The organism is Bradyrhizobium sp. USDA 3650 (assembly GCF_054057395.1).
Genome location: NZ_JBSRZG010000001.1, coordinates 3,159,856 through 3,182,662 on the forward strand (window position 1 = coordinate 3,159,856; position 22,807 = coordinate 3,182,662).

Genomic DNA, 22,807 nt, shown 5'->3' on the forward strand with positions numbered 1-22,807 from the left:
CATCACTGATCTGGTCCACAATCAAGCTATTCCGGGCGATGCAGGAACCGACATGACCGATTCGGCCAAGCCACAGACGTTCAGCGCTGATGGAATCACAGCTCCACTACGCTTTCCGGCATTCCGTCGCATTTGGTTCGCAAGCCTGCTTTCCAATCTCGGGATTCTGGTTCAGGGCGTAGGGGCTGCCTGGGCAATGACACAGATGACATCAGCGGCCGACAAGGTAGCGCTAGTGCAGACAGCGCTGTTGCTGCCGGTTATGCTGATATCGATGCCGGCCGGCGCGATGGCCGATATGCACGACAGGCGGATCGTCGTGCTGGTCTCGCTAGGGATCGCGTTCGCTGGCGCGGCCACTCTCGCGACGCTCGCCTGGCTAAGCCTGATCACGCCGAACCTCTTGCTGGTGCTCTGCTTTGCCGTCGGCAGCGGCATGGCGCTTATGGGACCGGCTTGGCAGTCTTCAGTCAGCGAGCAGGTGACGTCAGAAGCGCTGCCTGCCGCGATCGCGCTGAACGGGATCAGCTACAATATTGCCCGCAGCTTAGGCCCGGCTATAGGCGGGATTGTGGTTGCGACCGCCGGGGCAGTGGCGGCATTTGCATTGAACGCGTTCCTCTATCTGCCGCTCATGGCCGCGTTGTTGTTGTGGAAACGCATCTCCGAACCTTCGCGTCTGCCGCCAGAAACGCTCACTCGGGCTATCGTTTCTGGGGTGCGCTACATCATCAACTCGCCACCGATCAAGATAGTGCTGACCCGTTCTATGGTTACGGGCGTGATCGGCGGCTCCATTACGGGGTTGATGCCGCTGGTAGCGCGCGATCTCCTGCATGGCGACGCGCAGACGTATGGAACGATGCTTAGCGCCTTTGGCGTGGGTGCAGTGATCGGAGCGTTCAACATTACCCAGATGCGCAAGCGCATGAGCGGCGAGTCAGCGATCCGCGCCTGCACGCTCTCTATGGGGGGGGCGGTTGCCGCCGTAGCGCTGAGCCGCGACCCGCTGTTGAGCGCAGTCGCGCTAATGCTGGCGGGCGCTGCGTGGATGATGGCTTGGGTGCTGTTCAGTATCGGCGTGCAACTATCGGCGCCCCGGTGGGTGGCGGGCCGGTCGCTCGCGGCCTATCAGGCGGCGAGCTCAGGCGGGATTGCCATCGGCAGCTGGGTTTGGGGCCATCTGACCGACGCCGCGGGGGTCCAAACGGCACTCTTGATCTCGGCAGCCCTGATGTTGGCCTCGCCGCTACTAGGGCTCTGGTTGCGGATGCCCCGCATAGGCACGCGCGGCGAGGACGCCGAGGCGCTGGCGGATCCCGAGGCTCGACTCCCCCTCACCGATCGCAGTGGGCCGCTTGTGGTGGAAATCGAATATCGAGTCGCGCAGGAGAATGCTCGCGCCTTCTACAATGTGATGCAGGAAATCCAGCTGTATCGCCAGCGTAACGGCGCTTATGGTTGGTCGATTGCGCGTGACATCGCCGATCCGGAGCTGTGGACGGAGCGCTATCACTGCCCGACGTGGCTCGATTATCTGCGCCAGCGCAATCGCTGGACCCGGGCGGAACGCGCGCTGGATCGTCAAGCCATAACTTTCCATATAGGTCCCGATCCTGTGCGCGTCCGCCGCATGCTCGAGCGCCCCTTCGGATCGGTGCGCTGGAAGGAAGAAGTGCCCGACCGTATCGCGAGCGAAAGTTCGGTGTAATCACAAAGAGCGGGCGACAAGCAAAAATCGAGAAAACGATTGCAAGTTTCGCTTCAAAGTGTTTGCAACGGCGACAGAATGTGAATCTGTCACCCTTGGTGCACCTGAACATCTATCAGTGAGACATTCACGCTCGTCGAGGAGCACGCCCGCAATGACCTTTCTAACGTCAACCGAGCAGATTCAAAAGGCCGGATGCCTTGTCGGGATGCTGATGATGATCACGCTGACCGACTGATAGATCCAAAAAAGGCCACTCCGAAGAGGACCAGGTCAGGGAGAAAACGAAAAGTCTTCAGGATATTTCGGGGTCACGCCGCGGCTTGTTCTACAGGTGAGAACGGCACCCGAGACTATCGGCCACGGCCTTGTAAGTCAGCCGGCCTCGATAGACATTCAGGCCTGCGCGCAGATGAGGACTTTCGACGACGGCTGAAAACCTTTGATGGCAAGAGCCAAACCGAACGGCAGTGGAGCGTTACTCAGCGCTTGGCTCGATGTGAGCGGAACAGCTCCAGGCCTATTTGCAACACAGTAATGAATGACGCTGTCCACCTTGTAAGTTGGATCAACGTACGTCGTCGGAGGGGACGTCTCGAAACATCCGCCCTGATCGATAGCTACGTCGAGGATCACGGAGCCTTTGCGCATTGAGCTTAACATGCTTCGGTTTACAAGTTTGGCGCACGCGCGCCTGGCACGAGGACCGCACCGATGACAACATCCGCTGAAGATACCTCGTCCTCAACGGCTTCAATCGTCGAGAATCTCGTACGAACTCGCCCTTCGAAAAGTTCGTCCAGCTCGCGTAGGCGAGGTATCGCGCGATCGAGAATCGTGAGCTCGCCTCCCAATCCTGCAGCCATCCGCGCAGCATGGGTGCCGACAACTCCGCCTCCGATCACCACCTACGCGCAGGTTGGACGCTAGGTACGCCACCGATCAGCAGCCCCCGCCACCTGTGTATCGCTTCAGGGCTGTACCGGCCGCTTCAATCGCAAGCCTGCCAGCGACCTCGCTCATCGGTCCAAGCAATGGAAGCCCGACATCCGCATCAGTCACGGTTTCGTAAGCGATTGCGGTGCACCCGGAGTTTAGGAGACCCTTAGCCTGGTCCGGATCCGGAGCCCGGTGCAGAAAGGTGAATAGGATCTGGTTCTCTCGCAGCTGCACCCATTCAGAAGGCTGGGGCTCCTTGACTTTTACAATCATGTCGCTCGATGCAAATACCTCGCGAGCCGACTCCAGAACCGTTGCCCCGCCTTGCGGTATTTGTCGTCCGTAACGCCGATGCCAGCGCCAGCGTTGGTCTCGACCACTACGCTGTGACAGGCGGCCACGTATTCGCGGACGGCACCAGGGGGGCAGGTCCACGCGATATTCGTGCGTCTTGACTTTCCTTGGGAACGCCGACCTTCATGGCAATCTCCTGATTAAAGAACACCTCTCTAATCGAAAAAGCAGTGCAAACCTGCGACGCAGACTGCAAACCGGCGCAGAACTCCCGCGATTTTGGTCTCGGCGTCATGTAGGATTCCAGACAGGTCTGTTATCGGCAGGATCGACAGGGTGATTGCAGCGCCACCAATTCCAAATCAGCCTTTCACATCCGGCCCACGCCTGCCCAACCGGCCTGCAACTAACAATGTCCAAACTCCGCTAAGATGTAAATTCCCCGAGAGTAGCCCATGCGGTAGATTCAGGTTTTCCCCTATCAAGCACCGAGGGCGCCGTGTGGTCATCCAAGATGAATCACGCTCTTCAGAAATTCGTCGATCGGCTAACCGAGAGCGCTGATCAGAATGTTCTACAACAGAGTATGGCGGACATCACCGCTGTGCCTGACCTGCGTTGCTTTGCATATCCTTGCACTTCCTCGTGAACTGCACGGCTTATCCGCCTTCGTGGAAGGCACGCTATTTGCTGCGCCATTATGAGCGCTTTGATCCAGTGGTCAGCCAGGCGATCCGCTACACTCGAAGCTCAGCGACCGTCGTAATTGGTTGTATGTTGGGCTCTCCATCAGGTTGGGTTGGAAGGGGCCCAGTTTGCGATCGCGTCGCCCAGGCCTTCGGGAAGCCGGTAGGACTCCTGTGGTGCCGGGAATTCACCGTTGCGGACATCGGAGGCCCAGCGCGACAGCGCCTCCTGCAACAGCTGAAAACCGTCTGCATAGGCGCGAACGAATTTAGGCCGATGGCCTTCAGTCAAGCCCAGCACATCGTGGAGCACGAGCACCTGGCCCAAACAATGAGGACCCGCGCCAATTCCAATAGTTGGTATCCTCAGGGATTCGGTCGCTCGCGCGGCGAGCTCCGCCGGGATGCCCTCCAGGACCACAGCGAAGCAGCCGGCCTCCTGCAGACGGTGCGCGTCATCGAGCAGGCGTAAGGCATCATCGGCTTTCCGGCCCTGCACCTTGAACCCACCCATGATATTGACGCTCTGCGGGGTCAGGCCGAGATGGCCCATCACAGGAATTTCGCAATCGACCAAGGCGCGCACCATTTCGACACGCTTGGTACCACCCTCCAGTTTCACCGCATCTGCACCACGCTGCAGGAAGCCTCCGGCGTTGCGTATCGTCTCCTCAGGACTGAGGTGGAAGCTAAGAAAGGGCATGTCAGCCACGACCAAGGCTCGAGGCCGTGTACGCGTAACGGCCTCGAGGTGGTGGTTCATCATCGCCATGCTGACGGGCAACGTGTCATCGTACCCAAGACAGACGTTGCCGACGCTGTCGCCGACAAGGATGATATCAACGATGGGGTCGGCGATGCGTGCCGTGACCGCGTCGTAAGCGGTGGTCATCGCTATACGACGTCCCTCCTCCCTCCATCGCGCCAGAACCGGAATCGCGAGGCGTTCAACAGGCGGCTCCGAAATGTGGCTCATATTAGGCTCCGATCCCTCAAGTGCTCCGCACCCCGGCGTTGAGCGCTTCCTAGGCAATGAGAGAGAAAGCCGTCAATGGTCAGGGGCAAAAAGGAACTTTGCTCCTCCAAAATCGGATATGGACGCATCAAAACATCCAATGGTCGCGCGACCATCAACCGAGAATTTACCGACCGCTCTTTCCTCATACGCAGGGCGGTGCGTGAGACCACGCATGGGAGCGCTACCACTTGCCCACCCCCTGCGGAAATTGCGTATCTACCAGCCAACGTGCGGTACCGGATGCATCTGCGACACTGTCTCAGATCCTGTACTGTAGGTTCAAATTCAAGTACGGATCATCACCCTGCGCCGGAATGGCCAACGATAGCTGAGCTGCGGGGGTCTACGCACGCGAAGCACGTATCAGGCCAGCGCATCGGCAGCATCGCGGATGCCGGCATAGATTTCATCAAGGTCTCCCGCTGTGACGCAATATGGCGGCATCACGTAGATCGTATTGCCGAGCGGCCGCAGCAGCAGACTTCCATGTTTAAAGAACGCCTGAAGCTGCGGACCGATGCCCGCCAGATAGCCGGCATCTGTCGCTTTCAGATCGAGCGCTGTGATGGTGCCAGTCCGGCGGACGTTTACAAAGCGCCGGTCGGCGCGGAATGGTTCAATTGCCTGTTCCTGCATTGCGGCAACCGACGCCACGCACTGGCGAGATTCCTGCTCTTGCCAGAGATCCAGGTTGGCCTTCGCTGCGGCGCAGGCGATAGGGTTTGCCGTATATGAGCTCGAATGAAAGAACGTGCGCGTCCGATCTTTCGAATAGTGAGCATCAAAAATGTCTGCGCGGCAAAGTGTCACCGCGAGGGGAAGTGCCCCTCCCGTAATTCCCTTAGAGTAGCAGACGATGTCGGGCGTGACATCGGCCTGCTCGCAGGCGAATAATGTTCCGGTGCGGCCCCAGCCCGTCATGACCTCATCGGCAATGAATAGGATGTCCGAGGCCTCGCAGATCCGCTTCATCTCTCTCAGCACCCACGCTGGGTACATCAGCATTCCGCCTGCCCCCAATATCAGAGGCTCCACAATAAAGGCGGCCGGAATTTCGTTTCGACATGCAGATTCGAGCGCATCGAGCGTCGCCTGTTCATGACCGCTCGCCGGGAATGGAATTGAGGTAACATCGAACAGAAGTGGTTTGTAGGCCGCATTGAACACGCCTCGGGCACCAACCGACATCGTCCCGACCGTATCGCCGTGGTAGGAATGTTGCATCACCATAATACGTGTCCGCCGCTCGCCGATGTTGTTCCAGTAACCCAGCGCCATCTTCAGCGCCACTTCCACGCTGGTCGAACCGCTGTCGGAGAAGAACACGTAGTCGAGGCCACGCGGCGCAAGCTTCAGAAGCAACGCGGCAACCTCCTCGGCCGGTTCATGAGTGTGCCCGGCAAAGACAATCTGATTGAGTTTCTCTGCTTGTTTCTGGATGGCACTCACGATGTATGGATGGCAATGACCGTGGGTCACGACCCACCAGGATGAGATTGCATCGATGATACGGCGGCCATCGGCCGTATAAAGATAAGCGCCATCCCCGCACACGACCTTTGTCATCTTATCGTGCAGCGCGTGCTGCGTGAACGGATGCCAGATCGGCGACTTCGGTTTCGGTCTCATTGTTTGAAATCATCACAGCGGAATGAGGCTTTGAACGCGGTCTGCAGCGCGTGAGCCGTAAGAGGAGAAAGCCAGGGCAATCGGCCCAGCCAACGCACCCGCCCAATTTCGCGAATTGCAATCTGAGTCTCAGCATTTCTTTCGCCAATGAAGGCAATCCCAAGAATGCGGATCTCGCGCTTTCGCAGAGCTTCTATTGACAGCAGCGAGTGATTGATGGTGCCAAGCGCCGTGCTCGCGCAAAGAACGACTGGAAGCCGCCATCGCTGGAGGACATCAATGTAAAGCGTGTCGCCACTGAGCGGCACCATCAGCCCGCCGGCGCCCTCGATCACGAGCGGCCGCTCCCCGGTGTCCGGCACATTGAGCGAGTCCCCGTTGATGCGAACTCCGTCAAGTTCCGCGGATTGATGGGGCGAAGCAGGTGTTCGGAGACGGTAAAGCTCCGGCACGATGCGATCCGCCGAGAGACCGCCCAGCCGTGCGACGAGCTGGGTATCGGTCTCGCCTTCGAGGCCGGCCTGAATCGGTTTCCAATAGTTCGCGCCGAGGAGATCGGCGAGACCCGCGGAAAACACGGTTTTTCCAATCCCGGTATCCGTGCCGGTCACCACGATCCGCTGACTCATCGGGACCAGCCTCCCGTCTCCTCAAAGAGCGCATCGAGCATTGCACGCACGTCATCCTCCCCGACGTTGAGTGTCAGGGAAATTCGCAACCGAGCCGTGCCCGCCGGCACGGTCGGCGGCCGGATTCCGCGGATATCGAAGCCGCGAGCCTGCAGTGCGGAAGCGAGCTGCATCGCACGTGCGTTGTCGCCAACCATACACGGCACGATCTGCGAGACCGAAGGACTTCGCCAACCGCGCAAACCCATCTCCCGATGCGTGAACGCGACCAGCTTGGCCAGACGCTGCTGCCGCTCAGGTTCATCTTGCAGGATGAAGAGTGCCTCCCGCACGGCAACCGCCATCAATGGTGAGGGCGCGGTGGCGAAGATAAACGGGCGGCAGCGATTGACCATGAAGTCGCGCAGCACGCCGGATGCAGTGACAAGCGCACCTGCTGCACCGAGCGCTTTGCCGCAGGTATGAACGACCAATAGATTCTCGCGTCGCTCATAGGGCGCGGTGAGCCCTCGTCCCTGCTCGCTGTAGACGCCTGTGGCATGAGCCTCATCCACCATCAGGAACGCTTCATGCCGGTCGGCGATCGCGACCAGATCTTTGATCGGCGCGAAATCGCCATCCATGCTGTAAAGACTCTCGACCACGATCCAGACGCGGCCCGTTCTCCCCTTGGCCCGCCACTCACGAATTGTGTTTTCGACCGACTGGGGGTCGTTATGGACGCTTATCCGAAAGTCGGCCCTGCCAGCTCGCGCGCCTTCATGAATACTCGCGTGCACCAGAGAATCGAGAACAAGCAAATCGCCCCGCTGCGGCAGCGTTGTCAGGACGGCGAAATTTGCGACATAACCGCCGCCAAAGAAAAGCGCCGTCTCCGTCCCAAAGAACTGAGCCGCTTCTGCTTCTAGCCATTCGTGCTCCTCGCAATTGCCGCGCAGAAGCCGCGACCCGCCGGCTCCGATCGGTGTGCCGGCCGCGAGCGCGGCGGAAACAGCCTTTTTCATGCGCGGCGCGCTCGCCAGGGCAAGATAATCGTTCGAGGCAAAATCGATACCCGCGCGCGGCTTGAGGCCGCGCAGCCGGTCGCCCTCCTTTAGGGCATGCAAGGCCGCGGCATAATCGGCAACTTTGGCCGCATGGACCGAGATCATTCTTCACCCCCAGAGTAGCCATGAATCGTGCAAAAAGGTCCGGCGGCCGCTAAGAACAAAAGCTCCAACATCTGCCTCTCGGCTTTCAATTTGGTAAGATGCGATTTTCTCGGTCAACCAGCACAACGCGCGGTGTGAAGAGTTTAGCTTCAGCCTCATCAAAGGAGGCATATGCAGCGATGATAATCTTGTCTCCGGGCATCGCGAGTCGCGCAGCCGCACCGTTCAGGCCTATGACGCCCGAACCCGGGGGCGCCTCGATCATATAGGTGGCAAACCGCGCTCCGGTGTCGATGTTATAGATTTCAACGCGTTCGTTGATCAAGAATCCTGCAGCATCCAAAAGCCTACGATCAATCGATATCGAGCCTTCATAGTGCAGATCGGCTTCGGTCACCGAGGCGCGATGGATTTTGCCTTTCATCAAGGTAATATGCATTTCTCACCTAAGCTGGAGTTTGCGCACAGCGTGCTCGTTGAGCTGTTCTAATCAGGCAAGCCTGGACGTGACGCCGAGCCGGTCCAGCAAATTCGCGTCGCGGTCACGCTGCGGGTTTTTGGTGGTCAACAGCACATCGCCGATGAAGATCGAATTCGCGCCGGCCAAAAAGCACAGCGCCTGCAATTCATCGGTCATATACTGCCGTCCAGCGGACAGCCGCACCACGCTCTTCGGCATCATAATCCGGGCCGTCGCGACCAGGCGCACCAGCGCGATCGGATCGGGACGATCCGCGGTGTCATTGACCGGCACGCCCTTGACCTCGTTCCACAGATTGATCGGCACGCTTTCCGGATGCTTACGGAGATTGGCGAGCAGCACGAGCATGCCGAGCCGGTCCTCGAGGCGCTCGCCCATCCCGACAATGCCGCCGCTGCACACCTTGATGCCGGCATCGCGGACATGCGCAAGTGTGTCGATGCGGTCCTGCAGGGTGCGGGTGGTGATGATCTTGTCGTAAAACTCCGGCGAGGTGTCAACGTTGTGATTGTAGAAGTCGAGCCCGGCCTCGGAGAGCCGTGCGGCTTGCTTCGTCGTCAGCATGCCGAGTGTGACGCAGGTTTCCATGCCAAGACCTTTAACCGCGCTGACCATGCCGCAGACCTGATCGAGATCTCGATCCTTCGGACTGCGCCAGGCCGCGGCCATGCAGAAGCGGGTCGCGCCGGCGTTCTTGGCGGCTTGCGCGGCAGCGACCACATCGGTGCGATCCATCAGGCGGGCGGCCTTGAGGCCAGCGTCGTAATGGGCGCTCTGCGCGCAGTAGCCGCAGTCTTCCGGGCAGCCGCCGGTCTTGATGCTGAGCAGGCTTGCGGTTTCGACGTGGTTTGGATCGAAGTTATTGCGATGAACGCTCTGCGCCTGCAACATCAGGTCGGCAAACCGCAGGCCATAGAGTGCTTCGGCCTCGACGCGCTGCCAGTCATGGCGGACGGGCGCGCTGTTGCACCCGTCATTCCGTTCCACTCCCATGGCAGCAACCATAAGTCTCGCCTTCCTTATAATAGATTATCTTCGCGATTATCTATTCCCGCCTTCTTTGCCTCTCCAACATGAGACATTACGACGCCCAAAGACCGCGAAGGTTTGCAGGGATTGCAGAAATTCTGCAAAACGAGCGGGGCTTATGCCGATCATCGACGGAGGGACAATGATAGATAATCTATGATGACTGACGAGAACACGACGATTGCGGTGCGCATTGCGGAGTCAATCGGTGAGCGGATCATCAGCGGCGCGCTGCAGCCAGACGTCCCGCTCCGGCAGGATCATGTCGCGCGGGAATTCAATTCCAGCCACGTCCCGGTGCGCGAGGCTTTTCGGCAACTGGAGGCCCGACACCTTGTCGTCGCTGTACGCCGTCGCGGTGTGCGGGTTGCCCCGCTCGACGCCAATTCAGTGAAGGAGATCGCCGAAATGCGTGCTGCGCTCGAAGTGGTCGCGTTGCGCAATGCAGCTCCAATACTCACATCCGCCCATTTGGCTCGGATCGAGCTCGCCCTGATTGAAGCAGACAATGCCCAGACCATTCAGGAGTTTGAGACGGCCAACCGCGCCTTTCACCACGCGCTGGTGGCACCCTGCGCGATGCCGCGCCTGCTCGCGAGCCTTGACGGACTACAACTCGCAAATTCACGATTGGTGTTCGCGACTGCGCGAAGTGTCGGCTGGCGACCACGGTCCAACAAGGATCACCGCCTGATTCTGCAGGCACTGCGAGCGCGCAAGGTCGATCAAGCCTGTAACCTGCTCGCACGCCACATTCAAACGATTGAGCGCATTGCCCTTCCCGCTTCCTGAGCAGAAATAAGATCGGATGAGCTTCGTTGAAAACCGCAGACCATCGCAAGGGCGTCAAACCACCGACCGCTTTGGCGAGCGTTGCGGCGGCCTCGATCCTAAGGTAGTTATGCGACCTACTTCCGAAATCACTGACGGCTATCGTCCATGATTCGTCACATCGTCTTGTTCACCGCCAAGGATAAGGCCCATATCGACCAAATCATCGAAGGCCTATCGGTACTCACCACAATCCCACATGCACGCCGGCTCGAAGTTGCTCGCAATCGCAAGACCGACGAGCTCGGCAACGATGTCGACGTTGTGGTCTATGGTGAGTTCGACAACGAGACGGAACTCGCAGCTTACAAGGCGCATGATATGTACCAGGAATCGATCAGGCGGGTACGACCGCTCCGGGAGCTACGGTTCGCGGCGGACTACAATGTATCTACAGATGCGCATTTGGCCTCAACGGCAGCGAAAAGCCAAGTTACTCGGCGCACTGTGTCCACTGGCGGGGGTTAACCTGACAATCGATCTCAAGAGCTTGCGGGTCCCAGAGCGTCGCTCTCGTTGGGGTCGGGATCACAACCGGAGCACGCCTCATAACACGCCCATCGGTGACTGACAGTCCCATGCACGTCCGCGAGCTGCAGTGGATCGAGCCGGTCACAGCGATGCGTTGTCTCGCGCATCGAGCACACCTCGCGTTCTTCGATAGCGCAGCAAGGCATGAGTTGCTCGGGCGCTACCCATATCTGACCTGCGACCCGTTCAGCACCTACATCGTCGCGGACGGACAAGCGAGTTGCAACGGAGAGGCTCTAGAGGGCGATCCACGGGAAGTCCTTCGCACCCTGCTCGCCAAGTATCCGCAAGAGCATCGTCCTGATCTCCCGCCGTTCCAGGGAGGCGCGGCCGGCTTCCATGCTTACGATCTGAACAGAACTCTGGAGCGATTGTCGGCGCCGACGATTGCCGGTCAGCGTTCGCCCCAATCCATCCTCCATTTCTATGACGTGGTAGTCAGCTGAGCCGGCAGACGCCGAGGTGCTCTTGCACCGGCCAATTCATCGCGGGGTAGAGGGGCGGTGTATCCGCTCATGTAATCGAGAATAGAGAGACCGGTCTTCATGGGATCCGCGCCGGCTCGCTGTCGGAACCGCGCGGACTGATCCGGCAGAGCGTAAGATGGCCTCACAATCGGCGACCGGCGTGTAGCGGCCGGGCCGGCTGAGCCCGGTCAGCGGGGAACGGATGCTGGATTGATTTCCTCCAGGAGCATACTGTCTGTGCACCTATTGCTCGCAAAGTGCGGAGGCGGAGCATTGTCACGGGACGCAGATGGCAGAACGGCTCGTTCTCGCCAGGCGCTAGGGATGATCAAGTTGGCCCGAACAATCACCACTGCCCGGCCGCCTCATTTGCTCATCTCTGCCCAAGGTCGGTCGGCACCTAGGCCGAATATCTGAGAGCCGCAAGACCGACACGCGGAGTTTGTTGAGTTCACGGACGGCTGGGAATCGGGATAGGGGGAGCCTCGCGGCTCCTCCCCTCCCACGCCACCGTACATACGGGTCCGTATACGGCGGTTCGCTAGATTGAGCGCGAACGGTTTGTTTTGCGTCCGCGCCAGAGGCTCAGATGGTGGGCTTCGTCGTGCTGGCTTCGGCTCCTTCGGGCAGCGCCGTCCGGGCTTCACCCTTTCCCACCTCTCCCAAGGCCAGTGACCTGGATTTCTGCCGCATGGCCGGCTCGAGGTTTCCACATCCAAACGTCTTTCCAGCGTTCGGGCCTTCAGCGAAACTCGTTCCGCCTACTATGCCGTCTGCTGACTTCTCCGTCGCGATCACGAACCTTGCGGCCCGCTCAGTCCGGTCTACCGGACACGCCGGAGATCTCCCGAGGTAAGTTCGACCGCCTTCCCTGCACGCCCGCCGGATTTACCACCCCAACCCTTGATGACTGTGGACTTTGCGATCATTGGCTCGCTCGTCCGGCTGGGTAGGCCTCGTTATCCGGTTCTTGTCCATCGGGCCCAGGTTTGCTCCACAGTTCCTTCAGACCCCATCTCGCGATGACGCCCTTGCGCTTCGCTAACCCTTCGCCGCCATCAGGCTGGGTAAAGGACTTCCACCTGCAAGCTGTCGAACATGCTCGGCACACCAAAAAAGGGCCACCCCCGAAGGAGTGGCCCGTCAAGTCAGGGAGGAAATGCCCCCCATGGGAGGCTTCGGGGATCAGGCCGCAGCCTGATCGATCGGTGAGTATGGCAGGCCGAGACTCTCGGCCACGGCTTTGTAAGTTAGCCGACCACGATAGACATTGAGGCCCGCTCGCAGATGCTCGTTCTCAAGCACGGCAGTAAATCCCTTGTTGGCGAGAGCCAGTCCAAAGGGCAACGTGGCGTTATTCAGAGCTTGGCTCGAGGTGAGCGGGACAGCCCCGGGCATATTGGCGACGCAGTAGTGAATGACCCCATCTACCTCGTAGGTTGGATCGGCGTGTGTGGTTGGATGAGATGTTTCGAAGCACCCACCCTGATCGATCGCAACATCAACGATTACCGATCCGTTTCGCATCGAGCTCAACATCTTGCGGCTAACGAGCTTCGGCGCGCTCGCTCCGGGAACGAGCACGGCTCCGATTACGACGTCGGCAGCAAAGACCTCTTCCTCAACAGCATCTATGGTCGAGAATCTAGTACGAGCGCGCCCTTCGAACAGTTCATCAAGTTCACGAAGCCGGGGAATCGACCGGTCAAGGATTGTAACTTCGGCACCCAATCCAACCGCCATTCGGGCCGCGTGCGTACCGACAACACCGCCTCCGATCACCACGATGCGCGCCGGCTGAACACCCGGAACACCGCCAATCAACAGCCCGCGACCACCTGCATACCGCTTCAGGGCCACACCGGCCGCCTCGATCGAAAGTCTCCCCGCGACCTCACTCATGGGCGCAAGTAGTGGAAGTCCGCCATACGCATCAGTCACTGTTTCGTAGGCGATTGCGGTACATCCAGATTTTAAGAGGCCCTTCGCTTGCTCTGGGTCCGGCGCCAAGTGGAGATACGTGAATAGAATCTGATTCTCTCGCAGCTGGGTCCATTCGGAAGGCTGGGGCTCCTTGACCTTCACTATCAATTCGCTCGACCCAAATACCTCGCGAGCGGAGCTTAGGATTGTTGCACCAGCCTTGCGATAGGTTTCGTCTGTTGCACCAATGCCAGCCCCTGCATTCGTCTCAACCGCCACGCTATGACCGGCGGCAACATACTCGCGGACGGCTCCAGGCGTCAGACCCACGCGATATTCGTGTGTCTTGATTTCCTTGGGAACACCGACCTTCATTTGCAATCTCCTCGTTTGGATAACTCTTTGTAGTCGGAACAGCCGTACTAACCTGCAGCGGACATCACGAAGTGGCGCAGAAATTCAGCTATTTTTTGTACGTTAGTGCAGGAATCCACAGGACCGGGCTTCTTGCGTGCGATATCGAGACGCGACCTAAGGCTCTCGCTTAACCCTCCACCGAACTGATCGAGAAGGTTCTCAAGTGACCAACGCATTGCTAGACGAGCTAAAGACGGGGATTGCTCCAACCGCGCTGAACGATTGAAGTGTGTTATTGGGCCCCGATGACGAGGCGTCGCGATTGCTCAGCGAGCGAGCTCCGAAGCTCTTTCTTCATAACCTTGCCCATCGAATTCCGCGGAAGTTCATTGACAATGATCACCTGCTTAGGAACCTTGTAGTTTGCGAGACGATCCTTGACACGCTGAATCACTTCGCCGGCGGCCGGCGGGAGCTCTTTGTCTGAAGGGATGACGAAAGCTACGACACACTCACCGAAGTCGGGATGCGGGGCACCGACGACTGCTGACTCTTGAACAGAGGGCATTTCGTCGATCACTGCTTCGATCTCGGCGGGATAGACATTGTAGCCGCCGCTGATAATGAGATCCTTTGCTCGACCGGTAATCGATACGTATCCTTGGTCATCGACAAATCCCAGATCCCCAGTGCGGAAGAAGCCGTCCGCTGTGAATTCCTCGCGAGTCTGGTCCGGCCTATTCCAGTAACCGGAAAACAGGCCCGGCCCTCGCGCTTGAATCATTCCGATAGTTCCCCCTTTTAAAACCTCATCGCCACTTCCACTGATGCGAAGATCGACTCCAGGAATCGGAAGGCCTACTGAACTTGGCTTGCGCTCGCCTTCCAAGGGATTCGAGCAGAGGATCATTGCTTCCGTCGAACCATAACGTTCCAGAATACGATGACCGGTGCGGGCTTCGAATTGGCCATGCACATCCACTGAAAGCGGTGCGGACCCCGATACGAACAACCGCACTCGTCTGCACCGATCACTGTTTAGCAACGGGCTCGTCAACAATCGATGGTAATAGGTCGGCACGCCCATGAATACGGTCGAACGCGGAAGGGCCTTGAGTACGTCGGCAGCATCGAACTTGCTTTGAAGAAGCAGCCGCGCCCCGCTTGCCAGAGCTACGTTGAACGAGATGAAAAGTCCGTGGCTGTGGAAGATCGGCAGAGTGTGGAGGAGGACGTCCGATGCGGAGAAGCCCCAGAGTTCGCTTAACGTCCGCGCAGAGTACGAGAGTGCACCATGGCTGATGAGAGCACCTTTAGGGCGTCCGGTGGTACCAGACGTATAGAGAAGCGCGGCCGGGGCGGTTCCACTCAGCTCGATCGTCCGGTATGTCGGATCTACCAACTCAACGACGGGCGCGAACGTCCCTTCTCCTTGTGGACCGAAGGTGAAGGCCTTCGTTGTCGCTGGTACGATCTCCCCCGCAAGAGCTTCCGCGGTTAGTCCCCTGAAGAATACCGCCGGCTGAGCATCCTGCAGGAGATAACCCATTTCGGCTGGCCGGTACGCCGTGTTCATCGGCAAATAGCAAAATCCTGCACGCAAGCAGGCGAGGTACAGGGCGAACGCGTGCGCCGACTTTTCTAGTTGGACCGCGACGCGATCACCCGCTGCGCATCCGGATCGCCGCAATGCATTCGCATAACGTCCTGACAGAACGTGAAGCCATTCACGCGTGAGCGTCTGGCCGGTCTCGAGCTCGAAGACCGCGCCGGTTGGCTCCAGTTGCAGCCAGGTCTCGAACAACCGGTAGAAATTTGCATCAGTCATGATTTGAGCCGTCTTCGTTTTAGGTCTCCGGGGCGCAACCCGCTCTAGGTGGTGGGGCAGCCACTAACTGTCTTCTCAAACCAATTTTGATGTTTTAATATTAGTAAAAAAAATATTTTTCAAGAGGAAAACAATATGAGAGCTTTAGTGGCAGCCTTGAGTGCGTCCTCAAAGGGAAGGGAATGCCGAACTTTAGGCTATGGATTTGTCAGAGATCGAGTCGGCCCTCTCCCGCCAGGAGGAGCTACACAACGGTTCGGGGCTTTTGCGGCGCGCGAGGCGCTTCATGCAGCTTTTCGTCGGTGCGTCCAGTTGCACTCAGCGTTGTGACGCCACGTTACGTAGCTGTGCGTCGAGAGGTGATGAAAGCTGGCCCACGCTTGATGTGTCCATCGGTGTTTTTCCGATGTCATTCGCGTTTACTCGATTCAATGCAGCTCGGAGGTGACCCCATTCCAATCAGCGGGTTGAGCTGTTAGGCCTCCAGATCAGTCCTTGGTCAGGAGCGCCGTCCCATTTCGACAATTAGGTCTGCGAACACGCGGCCGCCAACGCTGATGTGATCTCGCATCGCGCTCCCGGCCGTTTCCTCGTCGCCCCTCAATATGGCCTCGAGGATCTGGGCGTGATCAGCGAACGAGCGGCGGATGCGACCTGGCTTCTGAAAGGGGTACCTGCGATACACGCGTAAGCGACCGCGGACGTCCTTGATGCTGGTTTCGAGATAATCGTTGCACGAACAGCGATAGATCAGCTCGTGAAATTCCCTATTGATCGCGTCGTACTTCTCGAAATCTTGGGTCGGAATGAATGCCGCGCTGCGCCGGTGAATCTCGGCCAGCTCCTCCCGGAGGTCAGGCGAGATCCGCGACGCGGCGAGCCTGGCCGCCATGCTTTCGAGCTCGGTCATGACCTCGAACATCGAGATCACCTGCTCGACACTAAGCAGCGTAACGATAGCGCCACGACGCTGACGCAACTCAACCAGGCCGATCGAAGAAAGCTGGATAAGGGCCTCGCGCACAGGCGTTTTCGAGACGCCGAACCGTTCCGAGAGTGGCCGCTCCTCCAAACGCGAGCCCGGCGGAAAGGCGCCTGACTCGATCTCGTGGCGAATCCACTGCGCGATCTCCTCTGTTCGGTATGGCTTCTTGGTCAGCAAAGCGGAATCCACGACCATCTCCCCATGAAAGCGAACCTGGCAGTAAGCCCAGACATTTCCATCTTGACAGATATTTTTTTTAAGAACAATAAAACACCTATGGATCAGGAGAAAGCTCTTGAGAGGGCAGCCGACGTTGCGTGTGTCTGAAATGAGCGCGTGGATCCTTTTGAACAGGCCGCAGCAGCACAATCGGTTCGAGCCGGCGGACATCGAAGCGCTTTCGGCGATGCTAAGAGAATTGGCGGGACACAAGGGGCTGCGGGTTCTAATCCTCACGGCTAGCGGGCCGAGCTTCAGCTCGGGATTTGACCTCGACACGCTGTCAAGCGAGCGAGCGGTGGAGTGCACCGCCGCGTTTGCGGATATGTGCGACTTGCTCGAAGCGTTGCCGATCCCGACGGTGTGCGGACTTAACGGGAATGTCTACGGGGGAGCCACTGACTTCGCGCTCGCGTGCGACTTCCGCATCGGGGTCGAAGGTTGTCGTTTGCAGATGTCTCCTGCACGGCTAGGCATCCAGTACTACCATTCCGGCCTCCGCCGATACGTAGAGAGACTCGGCTTGCCCGAAGCCAAGCGGTTGTTTCTAATGGGGGAGCAGATTGACACCGCCACAATGTTGCGGATCGGCTTTCTCACCGAAACCTGTGCGCCCGAGAGGTTCGAAGCGCGATTGGAGGTCGTTGCCGGAATGCTCGCTCAGCGTTCTCCGGCTTCGCTCCGCGGTCTCAAGGCGTCGCTCAATTCAATTTGCCGAGGCACTGCCGATCCGGCTGAGGTCAACGCGAGGTTCTTTGAAAGTCTCTCTTGCGCCGATGCTCAGGAAGGGTTGAAGGCTTGGTCCGAGCGCCGCCTTCCTGACTTCGCGTCCGTATGAAGTCTTCGCTCTTGCCTCCGGGAGGGCGCGGGGCGTTGATTTCCGGACCCGATTTCCCGTCACCCAAGAAGACGCGTGGTTACTGGCGGCGTGACGATCAGATCGGAAGTGCCGTACAAACCTCCAACTTGGAACGCAAAGGACGCAGAAATCCGGCGACCTTCGGGGCCCTCTTGCAGGATTTCAAACAGACGACGGGGTTCGCGGACCTGGTCGCGATGACATCACAACTTGAGCGCGACGTCTTGGCTGACCCGATATGCCTCAACTTAGGGTCGCGCGGTCAAGATCGATCGAAGCCGAAATAGATCGACTTCTTCGTTGTTTTGCCCCATTCGCAGTGATGCTCGATCCGATAATGCAAGGAGCGCCTAACGGGGAGGCCCGTGGGCTCATGCGCGATGGATCGGGTTTTTCAAAGATTTGCTGAGCAATTGACCGAAAGCACGCATCGAGACGCAGCTCAGCAGAGCATGGCCGAAGTCGCCGCTGCGCTCGAACTGTCATGCTTCGCATATCTCGCTTTTCCCCGTAGGCCGGGCAGTGCTCCCAATCTGATATCGACATATCCACCCTCCTGGACCGCCATCTATCTGCAGCGCGGCTACGAATCCGTCGATCCGGTGGTACGTCGGGCAATGCGCCAGCCTAAACCCTTCCGATGGGGACTTGGATTGGAAGCGCGAAATCGGTCGGAGGCAGAACGCGCTGTGTTCGAAGAAGCCGCCAAATTTGGGATTCGATGCGGATTTACATTCCCTATCCACGATGACAAAGGCGCGATCGCCGCGCTGAGCTTTGCAAGCGACGATCGGAGAACTGGTTTCGAGCGCTCGCTGGTCGAGCACGCTCAGAGCCTGCGGTTAATCGCAATGTTTTTCCATGCACATGCAAAACGCTTCTGGACGATAGATCGCATGGTCGGTGGGGTGGTGCTGTCTCCTCGCGAGTACCAGTGTCTCGAATGGTCCGCGCGCGGCAAATCAGCTGGGGAGATTGGGATCATTCTCGGCATCGCAGAGCGAACCGCGGGATTTCACCTGGATAACGCGCGCGCGAAGCTTGGCGTCAGCTCGCTTCGTCAAGCGATCGTGCTGTTGACCGAGTCAAAATCTCGAAAATAGATCAATCGCAAGCTGCAAGCACCTGTGAAACTCCACAGGATGTGCTTTCCTGCTTTCTCTGCTTGCTTGCCTGAAGGCAAGGAGGCAAGAATGATGCAGCTCATCACGCCGGAGTACTACGGCGAATTCGTCGACGATCTCACCGAGATGCACCGGCTGCGGTATCGTGTTTTCAAACAGCGCCTGGACTGGAACGTCGAAGTCAGCGGCGAGATGGAAGTCGACGAGTTTGATGTCCTTCGACCCGCGCACCTCCTGAACCGCTCAAACGCTGGACGTCTTCAGGGTTGCGTCCGACTTCTGCCGTCCACCGGCCCAACCATGCTGAGAGACACCTTCCCGATCCTTCTGGACGGCCGGCCGGCGCCACGAAGCGACCGGATTTGGGAGAGCAGTCGATTCGCGCTCGATGTTCCTCCGGATGCGCCGAAGGCAAGCGGTGGACTTGCTGCTGCTACTTATGAGCTGTTCGCGGGCATGATTGAATTCGGCCTTTCGATTGAATTGACCGAAATCGTTACCGTCACCGACGCCCGGATGGAACGCATTCTTCGCCGCGCGGGCTGGCCGCTCCGCAAAATCGGAAAAGCTCGTCCTCTCGGAAACACCACGGCCATTGCCGGATATCTGGAAGTGTCGACTGATGCTTTGGAGCGCATCCGCCAAGCGGGACACATCTCAGGTCCGGTGCTCTGGGCTCCAGTCATCCGAGCGGCCGCCTAGGATCTGGAAGCAAGTACAAACGGGGCATCGCTGCGCATTGGAGCGGAAAGCCCATCTGCTTAAGACTTACGATGCACAAACCACGTCGATCAACACCTTCCCTTCAAGCCAGCAAGGCAATCGAACTGAAACACCTGCAATCGGCCGTTGCTGCGGCTGATTGTGGCAGCCTCCGTCAAGCGGCGGAATTGCTGAGAACCCAACAATCGAGTCTCAGCCGAAGAATCAGCGAGATCGAATATCACCTGGGAATTGCGATTTTTGAGCGCTTCAGCGGTGGTGTGCGCCCGACGCAAGCAGGCCGCAGTGTTCTTCGCCTGGCAAGGACAATTCTGGAGGAGTTCGATGCTCTCATCGCGACCGCGAGGGCTGTACGCAACAGCGAGGCTGGCCGGCTGAGTGTCGGGCTCTGCACCTCACTTTCCATTGGCAACCTGCAGACGTCCTTGCTGGATTTCAAGCAGCGATTCCCGCAAATCGAGCTTGTGACGATCGAGAAATCACGAACACGACTAGCGACGGCACTTCGCAACGGCGTTCTCGATATCCTGATCGTCACAGGGAACCTGCCGTTAGTCGATAACCGAGTGATGCCGCTGTGGAGCGAACGTGTTCTGGTCGCCTTACCCCATGATCATCCCCTCGCCGCGCGCGACACGGTCTATTGGACTGACCTGCGCGGCGAGACGGTCCTGATGAGCCACTACGATCCGGGAAAAGAGTTTGAAGATCTTCTGTTTTCCAAGCTCGTGTCGCCTGAGGACCGTCCTAAACTCGAGCGCCACGACGTCAGCCGCGGTATCATCAAGAGCCTGATCAGGATGAACACAGGAATCAGCCTGGTGCTGGAATCCGACATGGGCATCAACCATGCAGGCCTCGTCTACCGCGAATTGCGCGACGCAGCCGGTCCGAGCCGATTCGACTTTTCTGCATACTGGCGAGACGACAAGGAAAATCCTGCGTTGGCTGCTTTCTGGAACTTGCTTTCTGAGCGCTATCCTTTCGGATGTTGACGGGCCCGTCGAGCCTTCCGAAAATTTCTGTCCGCTGCCATAAACCGTGCCAACATGGGAGCGATAAGCTTGGCCGGCTCCCCGATCGGCTGCCCGCTCTCTTGTGCAAGGATTTCTGCGTATGCCACGAGATCCCTGTGCACGCTCGCCGGGAGTTCATGCGCAATTTTGATCGGCTTATCGTCTTCGAGCGCTCCAAGTTTAAGCTTAGCCATCGTACCTCACCCTCTGTACGGTTCGAGCACCAGATCGCGATTGACGATCACCCGCACCGGAAATCCCGGACGGATCGTCAAAGTGGGCTGGATGTTGAGATTGCGGCGGACCACCTGCTGGCCCGTCTGGTTCACCGAGTCCCCCGCCCCGCGGCGGAGCGCAGTGATGAGGTCGCTGTTGGTGCTACCCGTATCCGATCCGGAATTCACCTCCGTGCCGACGGCGAGCAGCGTCGAAAGCGCAGCGGCCCCCAACAGCTCCTTCCAATGGTTGTCGACCTCATCCTCAAGACCAGAGTAGCCCGCGGCATCTGCGCCCGGCTGCCGCTCCAGCACGATCGATCGCCCATTTGGCATGATGAGGCGCGTCCACACCAGGAGGACGCGCGATTGGCCAAATGCGACTTGGCTATCATACGTCCCGATCAACCGGGCTCCTTGCGGGATAAGGCGAGCTCGCCCGGTAGGGGAATCGTATACCGCTTCTGTGACTTGGGCCGTGATTTGCCCAGGCAGGTCGGACCGAATCCCCGTGATGAGAGCAGCCGGAATGACCGTTCCCGCCTGGACCACAAAGGGAGAGACCGGTCTTGCCAAGCGATCGGGACTGGTGGTTCGACGGTCAACGGAAGCACTGACGAACGCAAGTTTTCGATCCTGCCCATTCTGGGCGAATGCTTCGTCGGATGATGGCGCTGCATTTGATGGGGCTTCACTTGGCGATGAGACAGGGGCCTGTGCGCGGACGTTCGTGCTGGCAAACACCTTGCTGGTGCGTGCCGCCTCGCTCTCCTGATTGGCGCGCTGCTGTTCAGCGTCAACACCAAGCGGGCTGGACGTTGAAGAGCCCTGTGCTGCAACGATCGGCCGGCCAAGATCGCCGGGTAAAGGTGGTCCAAGACGCGGCACCTCCTTCGGGATCTCAGCATAATCCTTCGGCAAGGTTGCAAGCTGATCGGCAACATTGTGGTGGTCGGTCGCGTAAAGCTCCTCGGTGGCCGGTGTGCGTGATCGCTTCTCCTGGAGAGCCCAGAAGACCGCACCAGAGATGAGCACCAACAAAAGGGCGCTGCCACCCGCAAGCACCTTGCGCGATAGACGCGTAACTTGCGGCCGATCCGGCCGGAGCCGAAGGGTTTCGGCGATATCTTCCGGCGGCTTAACCCGAGGAGCGTCCTTGGGTGTGTCATTCGGCTGGCCAGTCTCTGTCACAGCGACCTCCCGTCGGTTCGGACGATCCTGACCTTCTGCTGGTGCTCCTCGCCCAGCCTCAGTTCCGCCGCCGCGAACAGCCGGTCGACGATCAGCACATTGCCGTAAGCGCGATAGTTGACGAGCTCGGTCTTGCCATCAGGCCCGATCAAGAAGAGCGGCGGCATCTCGCCCTGGCCGATGCCGGGCGAAAACTCGACGTAGACCTTGCGGCCGTCGTCATAGGCATTGACAGGACGCCAGGGCGGGCTGTCTCCCTCGATGGCGTAGCGGTAACGGCGCTGCGCCTGATCCGGGATGACGGGTGTGGGCGGCAGAGCTGGACCACGCGCGGTCCGGTCCTCCGGATAGAACCACGCGACCTGTGGCATGTAGGGCCTTTCGCGGGAGCGGAGCTCGACCAGGTAAGTACGCCGATCCGTGTTGACGACGAGATTGGTCTCGATCGCCGGTCGTGTCGGCTTCACCATGATGTGCACGCGTCGCGTGTCGCCACTGCCGCTTTCGGTGTCGCCGACCACCCAACGCACGGTATCACCTGCGGCAACTGGTCCCGACCCGATCAGTTGCTCGCCGGGCTCCAAGGCGATGTCGGTGATCTGCCCCGGCGCGGCATAGACCTGATAGAGAGCGCCCGGACTATACGAAAACACCTGCACCGCATTGAAGTAGCCAGCCTTCCGCGGCTGCACACGTGCGGCGTCATTCGCGGTTTCAATCCGCTCAATCGGCTGTTTGGCTTCCGCGTTCCTGCCGCCGCGCGCCGCTTTCCAGGCCGGTGGAACATGCAGCGGCCGCGGCCGATCGTCGGCAAGCGCCGGCAGATCTGGAGCCGGCGGGACATCGCTATCGTAACTGATTTGCGGCGGCTTGAACGTGGTGCAACCGCCAAGGGCGGACACACCAATAACAAGAGCCAGGGCCAGGCTCGGGCGGACCCTCCGTGACGCAATAACGAGACCTGATGGCAT

General features: G+C 59.0%; 20 protein-coding genes and 1 pseudogene. 8 read left to right on the forward strand and 13 right to left on the reverse strand.

Annotated elements, in window-relative coordinates:
- The first annotated feature begins 52 nt into the window (after positions 1-52).
- Positions 53-1,711, forward strand: a complete 1,659-nt coding sequence (locus tag ACVIN2_RS14680; protein ID WP_456766117.1) for an MFS transporter — start codon at positions 53-55, stop codon at positions 1,709-1,711.
- Between the two features lie 311 nt (positions 1,712-2,022).
- On the opposite strand, the pseudogene ald (ACVIN2_RS14685) reads toward ACVIN2_RS14680, so the two are convergent.
- The 7 genes and pseudogenes from ald (ACVIN2_RS14685) to bioB all read right to left on the reverse strand — a co-directional run bounded on the left by ald (ACVIN2_RS14685) (position 2,023) and on the right by bioB (position 9,543).
- A pseudogene (ald, locus tag ACVIN2_RS14685) lies at positions 2,023-3,131 on the reverse strand (alanine dehydrogenase).
- Positions 3,132-3,733: 602 nt separating this feature from the next.
- Positions 3,734-4,606: a 3-methyl-2-oxobutanoate hydroxymethyltransferase gene (gene panB, locus ACVIN2_RS14690; protein ID WP_456766118.1), complete on the reverse strand. Its 873-nt coding sequence runs from the start codon at positions 4,604-4,606 to the stop codon at positions 3,734-3,736.
- Positions 4,607-5,011: 405 nt separating this feature from the next.
- The gene (locus tag ACVIN2_RS14695) at positions 5,012-6,277 is read right to left on the reverse strand and encodes an adenosylmethionine--8-amino-7-oxononanoate transaminase (RefSeq protein ID WP_456766119.1); all 1,266 of its coding nucleotides are present in this window, start codon (positions 6,275-6,277) and stop codon (positions 5,012-5,014) included.
- Complete coding sequence (gene bioD, locus ACVIN2_RS14700; protein ID WP_456766120.1) at positions 6,274-6,906, reverse strand: dethiobiotin synthase; 633 nt, start codon at positions 6,904-6,906, stop codon at positions 6,274-6,276. The genes ACVIN2_RS14695 and bioD overlap by 4 nt, the downstream gene beginning before the upstream one ends.
- Positions 6,903-8,057, reverse strand: a complete 1,155-nt coding sequence (locus ACVIN2_RS14705; protein WP_456766121.1) for an 8-amino-7-oxononanoate synthase — start codon at positions 8,055-8,057, stop codon at positions 6,903-6,905. Before ACVIN2_RS14705 ends, bioD begins: the two co-directional genes overlap by 4 nt.
- A gap of 85 nt (positions 8,058-8,142) precedes the next feature.
- Entirely contained in the window at positions 8,143-8,496 is a 354-nt protein-coding gene (gene panD / locus ACVIN2_RS14710; RefSeq protein ID WP_456766122.1) for an aspartate 1-decarboxylase, read from the reverse strand.
- Between the two features lie 51 nt (positions 8,497-8,547).
- On the reverse strand, positions 8,548-9,543 hold the full coding sequence (gene bioB, locus ACVIN2_RS14715; protein WP_456766123.1) for a biotin synthase BioB: 996 nt from the start codon (positions 9,541-9,543) through the stop codon (positions 8,548-8,550).
- A gap of 180 nt (positions 9,544-9,723) precedes the next feature.
- On the opposite strand from bioB, the gene ACVIN2_RS14720 reads away from it, so the two are divergent.
- The 3 genes from ACVIN2_RS14720 (at position 9,724) to ACVIN2_RS14730 (ending at position 11,375) form a co-directional block, all read left to right on the forward strand.
- Complete coding sequence (locus tag ACVIN2_RS14720) at positions 9,724-10,359, forward strand: GntR family transcriptional regulator (RefSeq protein ID WP_456766124.1); 636 nt, start codon at positions 9,724-9,726, stop codon at positions 10,357-10,359.
- Positions 10,360-10,506: 147 nt separating this feature from the next.
- A complete protein-coding gene (locus ACVIN2_RS14725) occupies positions 10,507-10,866 on the forward strand; it encodes a Dabb family protein (RefSeq protein WP_456766125.1) in 360 nt (119 codons plus the stop codon).
- A 110-nt stretch (positions 10,867-10,976) separates the two neighbouring features.
- Positions 10,977-11,375 (forward strand): hypothetical protein, encoded by a 399-nt coding sequence (locus ACVIN2_RS14730; RefSeq protein ID WP_456766126.1) that lies wholly within the window; start codon positions 10,977-10,979, stop codon positions 11,373-11,375.
- A 1,206-nt stretch (positions 11,376-12,581) separates the two neighbouring features.
- Here ACVIN2_RS14730 and ald (ACVIN2_RS14735) read toward each other — a convergent pair.
- The 3 genes from ald (ACVIN2_RS14735) to ACVIN2_RS14745 all read right to left on the reverse strand — a co-directional run bounded on the left by ald (ACVIN2_RS14735) (position 12,582) and on the right by ACVIN2_RS14745 (position 16,666).
- Positions 12,582-13,694, reverse strand: coding sequence for an alanine dehydrogenase (gene ald, locus ACVIN2_RS14735; RefSeq protein ID WP_456766127.1), 1,113 nt, complete (start codon positions 13,692-13,694; stop codon positions 12,582-12,584).
- Between the two features lie 274 nt (positions 13,695-13,968).
- Complete coding sequence (locus tag ACVIN2_RS14740) at positions 13,969-15,504, reverse strand: AMP-binding protein (RefSeq protein ID WP_456766128.1); 1,536 nt, start codon at positions 15,502-15,504, stop codon at positions 13,969-13,971.
- 499 nt (positions 15,505-16,003) lie between these two features.
- Positions 16,004-16,666, reverse strand: coding sequence for a GntR family transcriptional regulator (locus tag ACVIN2_RS14745; protein WP_456766129.1), 663 nt, complete (start codon positions 16,664-16,666; stop codon positions 16,004-16,006).
- Between the two features lie 151 nt (positions 16,667-16,817).
- Here ACVIN2_RS14745 and ACVIN2_RS14750 point away from each other — a divergent pair, with 151 nt between their 5' ends.
- From ACVIN2_RS14750 to ACVIN2_RS14765, 4 genes are all read left to right on the forward strand, one after another.
- Positions 16,818-17,546: an enoyl-CoA hydratase/isomerase family protein gene (locus tag ACVIN2_RS14750; protein ID WP_456766130.1), complete on the forward strand. Its 729-nt coding sequence runs from the start codon at positions 16,818-16,820 to the stop codon at positions 17,544-17,546.
- 401 nt (positions 17,547-17,947) lie between these two features.
- Complete coding sequence (locus ACVIN2_RS14755; RefSeq protein ID WP_456766131.1) at positions 17,948-18,670, forward strand: helix-turn-helix transcriptional regulator; 723 nt, start codon at positions 17,948-17,950, stop codon at positions 18,668-18,670.
- Between the two features lie 90 nt (positions 18,671-18,760).
- Positions 18,761-19,393, forward strand: coding sequence for an acyl-homoserine-lactone synthase (locus ACVIN2_RS14760; protein ID WP_456766132.1), 633 nt, complete (start codon positions 18,761-18,763; stop codon positions 19,391-19,393).
- Between the two features lie 71 nt (positions 19,394-19,464).
- Complete coding sequence (locus ACVIN2_RS14765; RefSeq protein WP_456766133.1) at positions 19,465-20,409, forward strand: LysR family transcriptional regulator; 945 nt, start codon at positions 19,465-19,467, stop codon at positions 20,407-20,409.
- On the opposite strand, the gene ACVIN2_RS14770 is transcribed toward ACVIN2_RS14765, so the two are convergent.
- Genes ACVIN2_RS14770 through trbG form a run of 3 tightly spaced genes read right to left on the reverse strand, consistent with a single transcriptional unit; the run spans position 20,391 to position 22,807 of the window.
- Positions 20,391-20,624 (reverse strand): DUF2274 domain-containing protein, encoded by a 234-nt coding sequence (locus tag ACVIN2_RS14770; RefSeq protein WP_456766134.1) that lies wholly within the window; start codon positions 20,622-20,624, stop codon positions 20,391-20,393. The two genes, ACVIN2_RS14765 and ACVIN2_RS14770, sit on opposite strands and share 19 nt — an antisense overlap.
- A 6-nt stretch (positions 20,625-20,630) precedes the next feature.
- Positions 20,631-21,836, reverse strand: coding sequence for a TrbI/VirB10 family protein (locus ACVIN2_RS14775; RefSeq protein ID WP_456766135.1), 1,206 nt, complete (start codon positions 21,834-21,836; stop codon positions 20,631-20,633).
- Entirely contained in the window at positions 21,833-22,807 is a 975-nt protein-coding gene (gene trbG / locus ACVIN2_RS14780) for a P-type conjugative transfer protein TrbG (RefSeq protein WP_456766136.1), read from the reverse strand. The genes ACVIN2_RS14775 and trbG overlap by 4 nt, the downstream gene beginning before the upstream one ends.

What these genes read in the sequence shown, in the direction of transcription:
- ACVIN2_RS14680 (WP_456766117.1), top strand. Translation starts at nt 53, where the DNA reads ATGACCGATTCGGCCAAGCCACAGACGTTCAGCGCTGATGGAATCACA.
- panB (WP_456766118.1), bottom strand. Translation starts at nt 4,606, where the DNA reads ATGAGCCACATTTCGGAGCCGCCTGTTGAACGCCTCGCGATTCCGGTT.
- ACVIN2_RS14695 (WP_456766119.1), bottom strand. Translation starts at nt 6,277, where the DNA reads ATGAGACCGAAACCGAAGTCGCCGATCTGGCATCCGTTCACGCAGCAC.
- bioD (WP_456766120.1), bottom strand. Translation starts at nt 6,906, where the DNA reads ATGAGTCAGCGGATCGTGGTGACCGGCACGGATACCGGGATTGGAAAA.
- ACVIN2_RS14705 (WP_456766121.1), bottom strand. Translation starts at nt 8,057, where the DNA reads ATGATCTCGGTCCATGCGGCCAAAGTTGCCGATTATGCCGCGGCCTTG.
- panD (WP_456766122.1), bottom strand. Translation starts at nt 8,496, where the DNA reads ATGCATATTACCTTGATGAAAGGCAAAATCCATCGCGCCTCGGTGACC.
- bioB (WP_456766123.1), bottom strand. Translation starts at nt 9,543, where the DNA reads ATGGTTGCTGCCATGGGAGTGGAACGGAATGACGGGTGCAACAGCGCG.
- ACVIN2_RS14720 (WP_456766124.1), top strand. Translation starts at nt 9,724, where the DNA reads ATGATGACTGACGAGAACACGACGATTGCGGTGCGCATTGCGGAGTCA.
- ACVIN2_RS14725 (WP_456766125.1), top strand. Translation starts at nt 10,507, where the DNA reads ATGATTCGTCACATCGTCTTGTTCACCGCCAAGGATAAGGCCCATATC.
- ACVIN2_RS14730 (WP_456766126.1), top strand. Translation starts at nt 10,977, where the DNA reads ATGCACGTCCGCGAGCTGCAGTGGATCGAGCCGGTCACAGCGATGCGT.
- ald (WP_456766127.1), bottom strand. Translation starts at nt 13,694, where the DNA reads ATGAAGGTCGGTGTTCCCAAGGAAATCAAGACACACGAATATCGCGTG.
- ACVIN2_RS14740 (WP_456766128.1), bottom strand. Translation starts at nt 15,504, where the DNA reads ATGACTGATGCAAATTTCTACCGGTTGTTCGAGACCTGGCTGCAACTG.
- ACVIN2_RS14750 (WP_456766130.1), top strand. Translation starts at nt 16,818, where the DNA reads ATGAGCGCGTGGATCCTTTTGAACAGGCCGCAGCAGCACAATCGGTTC.
- ACVIN2_RS14755 (WP_456766131.1), top strand. Translation starts at nt 17,948, where the DNA reads ATGGATCGGGTTTTTCAAAGATTTGCTGAGCAATTGACCGAAAGCACG.
- ACVIN2_RS14760 (WP_456766132.1), top strand. Translation starts at nt 18,761, where the DNA reads ATGATGCAGCTCATCACGCCGGAGTACTACGGCGAATTCGTCGACGAT.
- ACVIN2_RS14765 (WP_456766133.1), top strand. Translation starts at nt 19,465, where the DNA reads ATGCACAAACCACGTCGATCAACACCTTCCCTTCAAGCCAGCAAGGCA.
- ACVIN2_RS14770 (WP_456766134.1), bottom strand. Translation starts at nt 20,624, where the DNA reads ATGGCTAAGCTTAAACTTGGAGCGCTCGAAGACGATAAGCCGATCAAA.
- trbG (WP_456766136.1), bottom strand. Translation starts at nt 22,807, where the DNA reads ATGCCATCAGGTCTCGTTATTGCGTCACGGAGGGTCCGCCCGAGCCTG.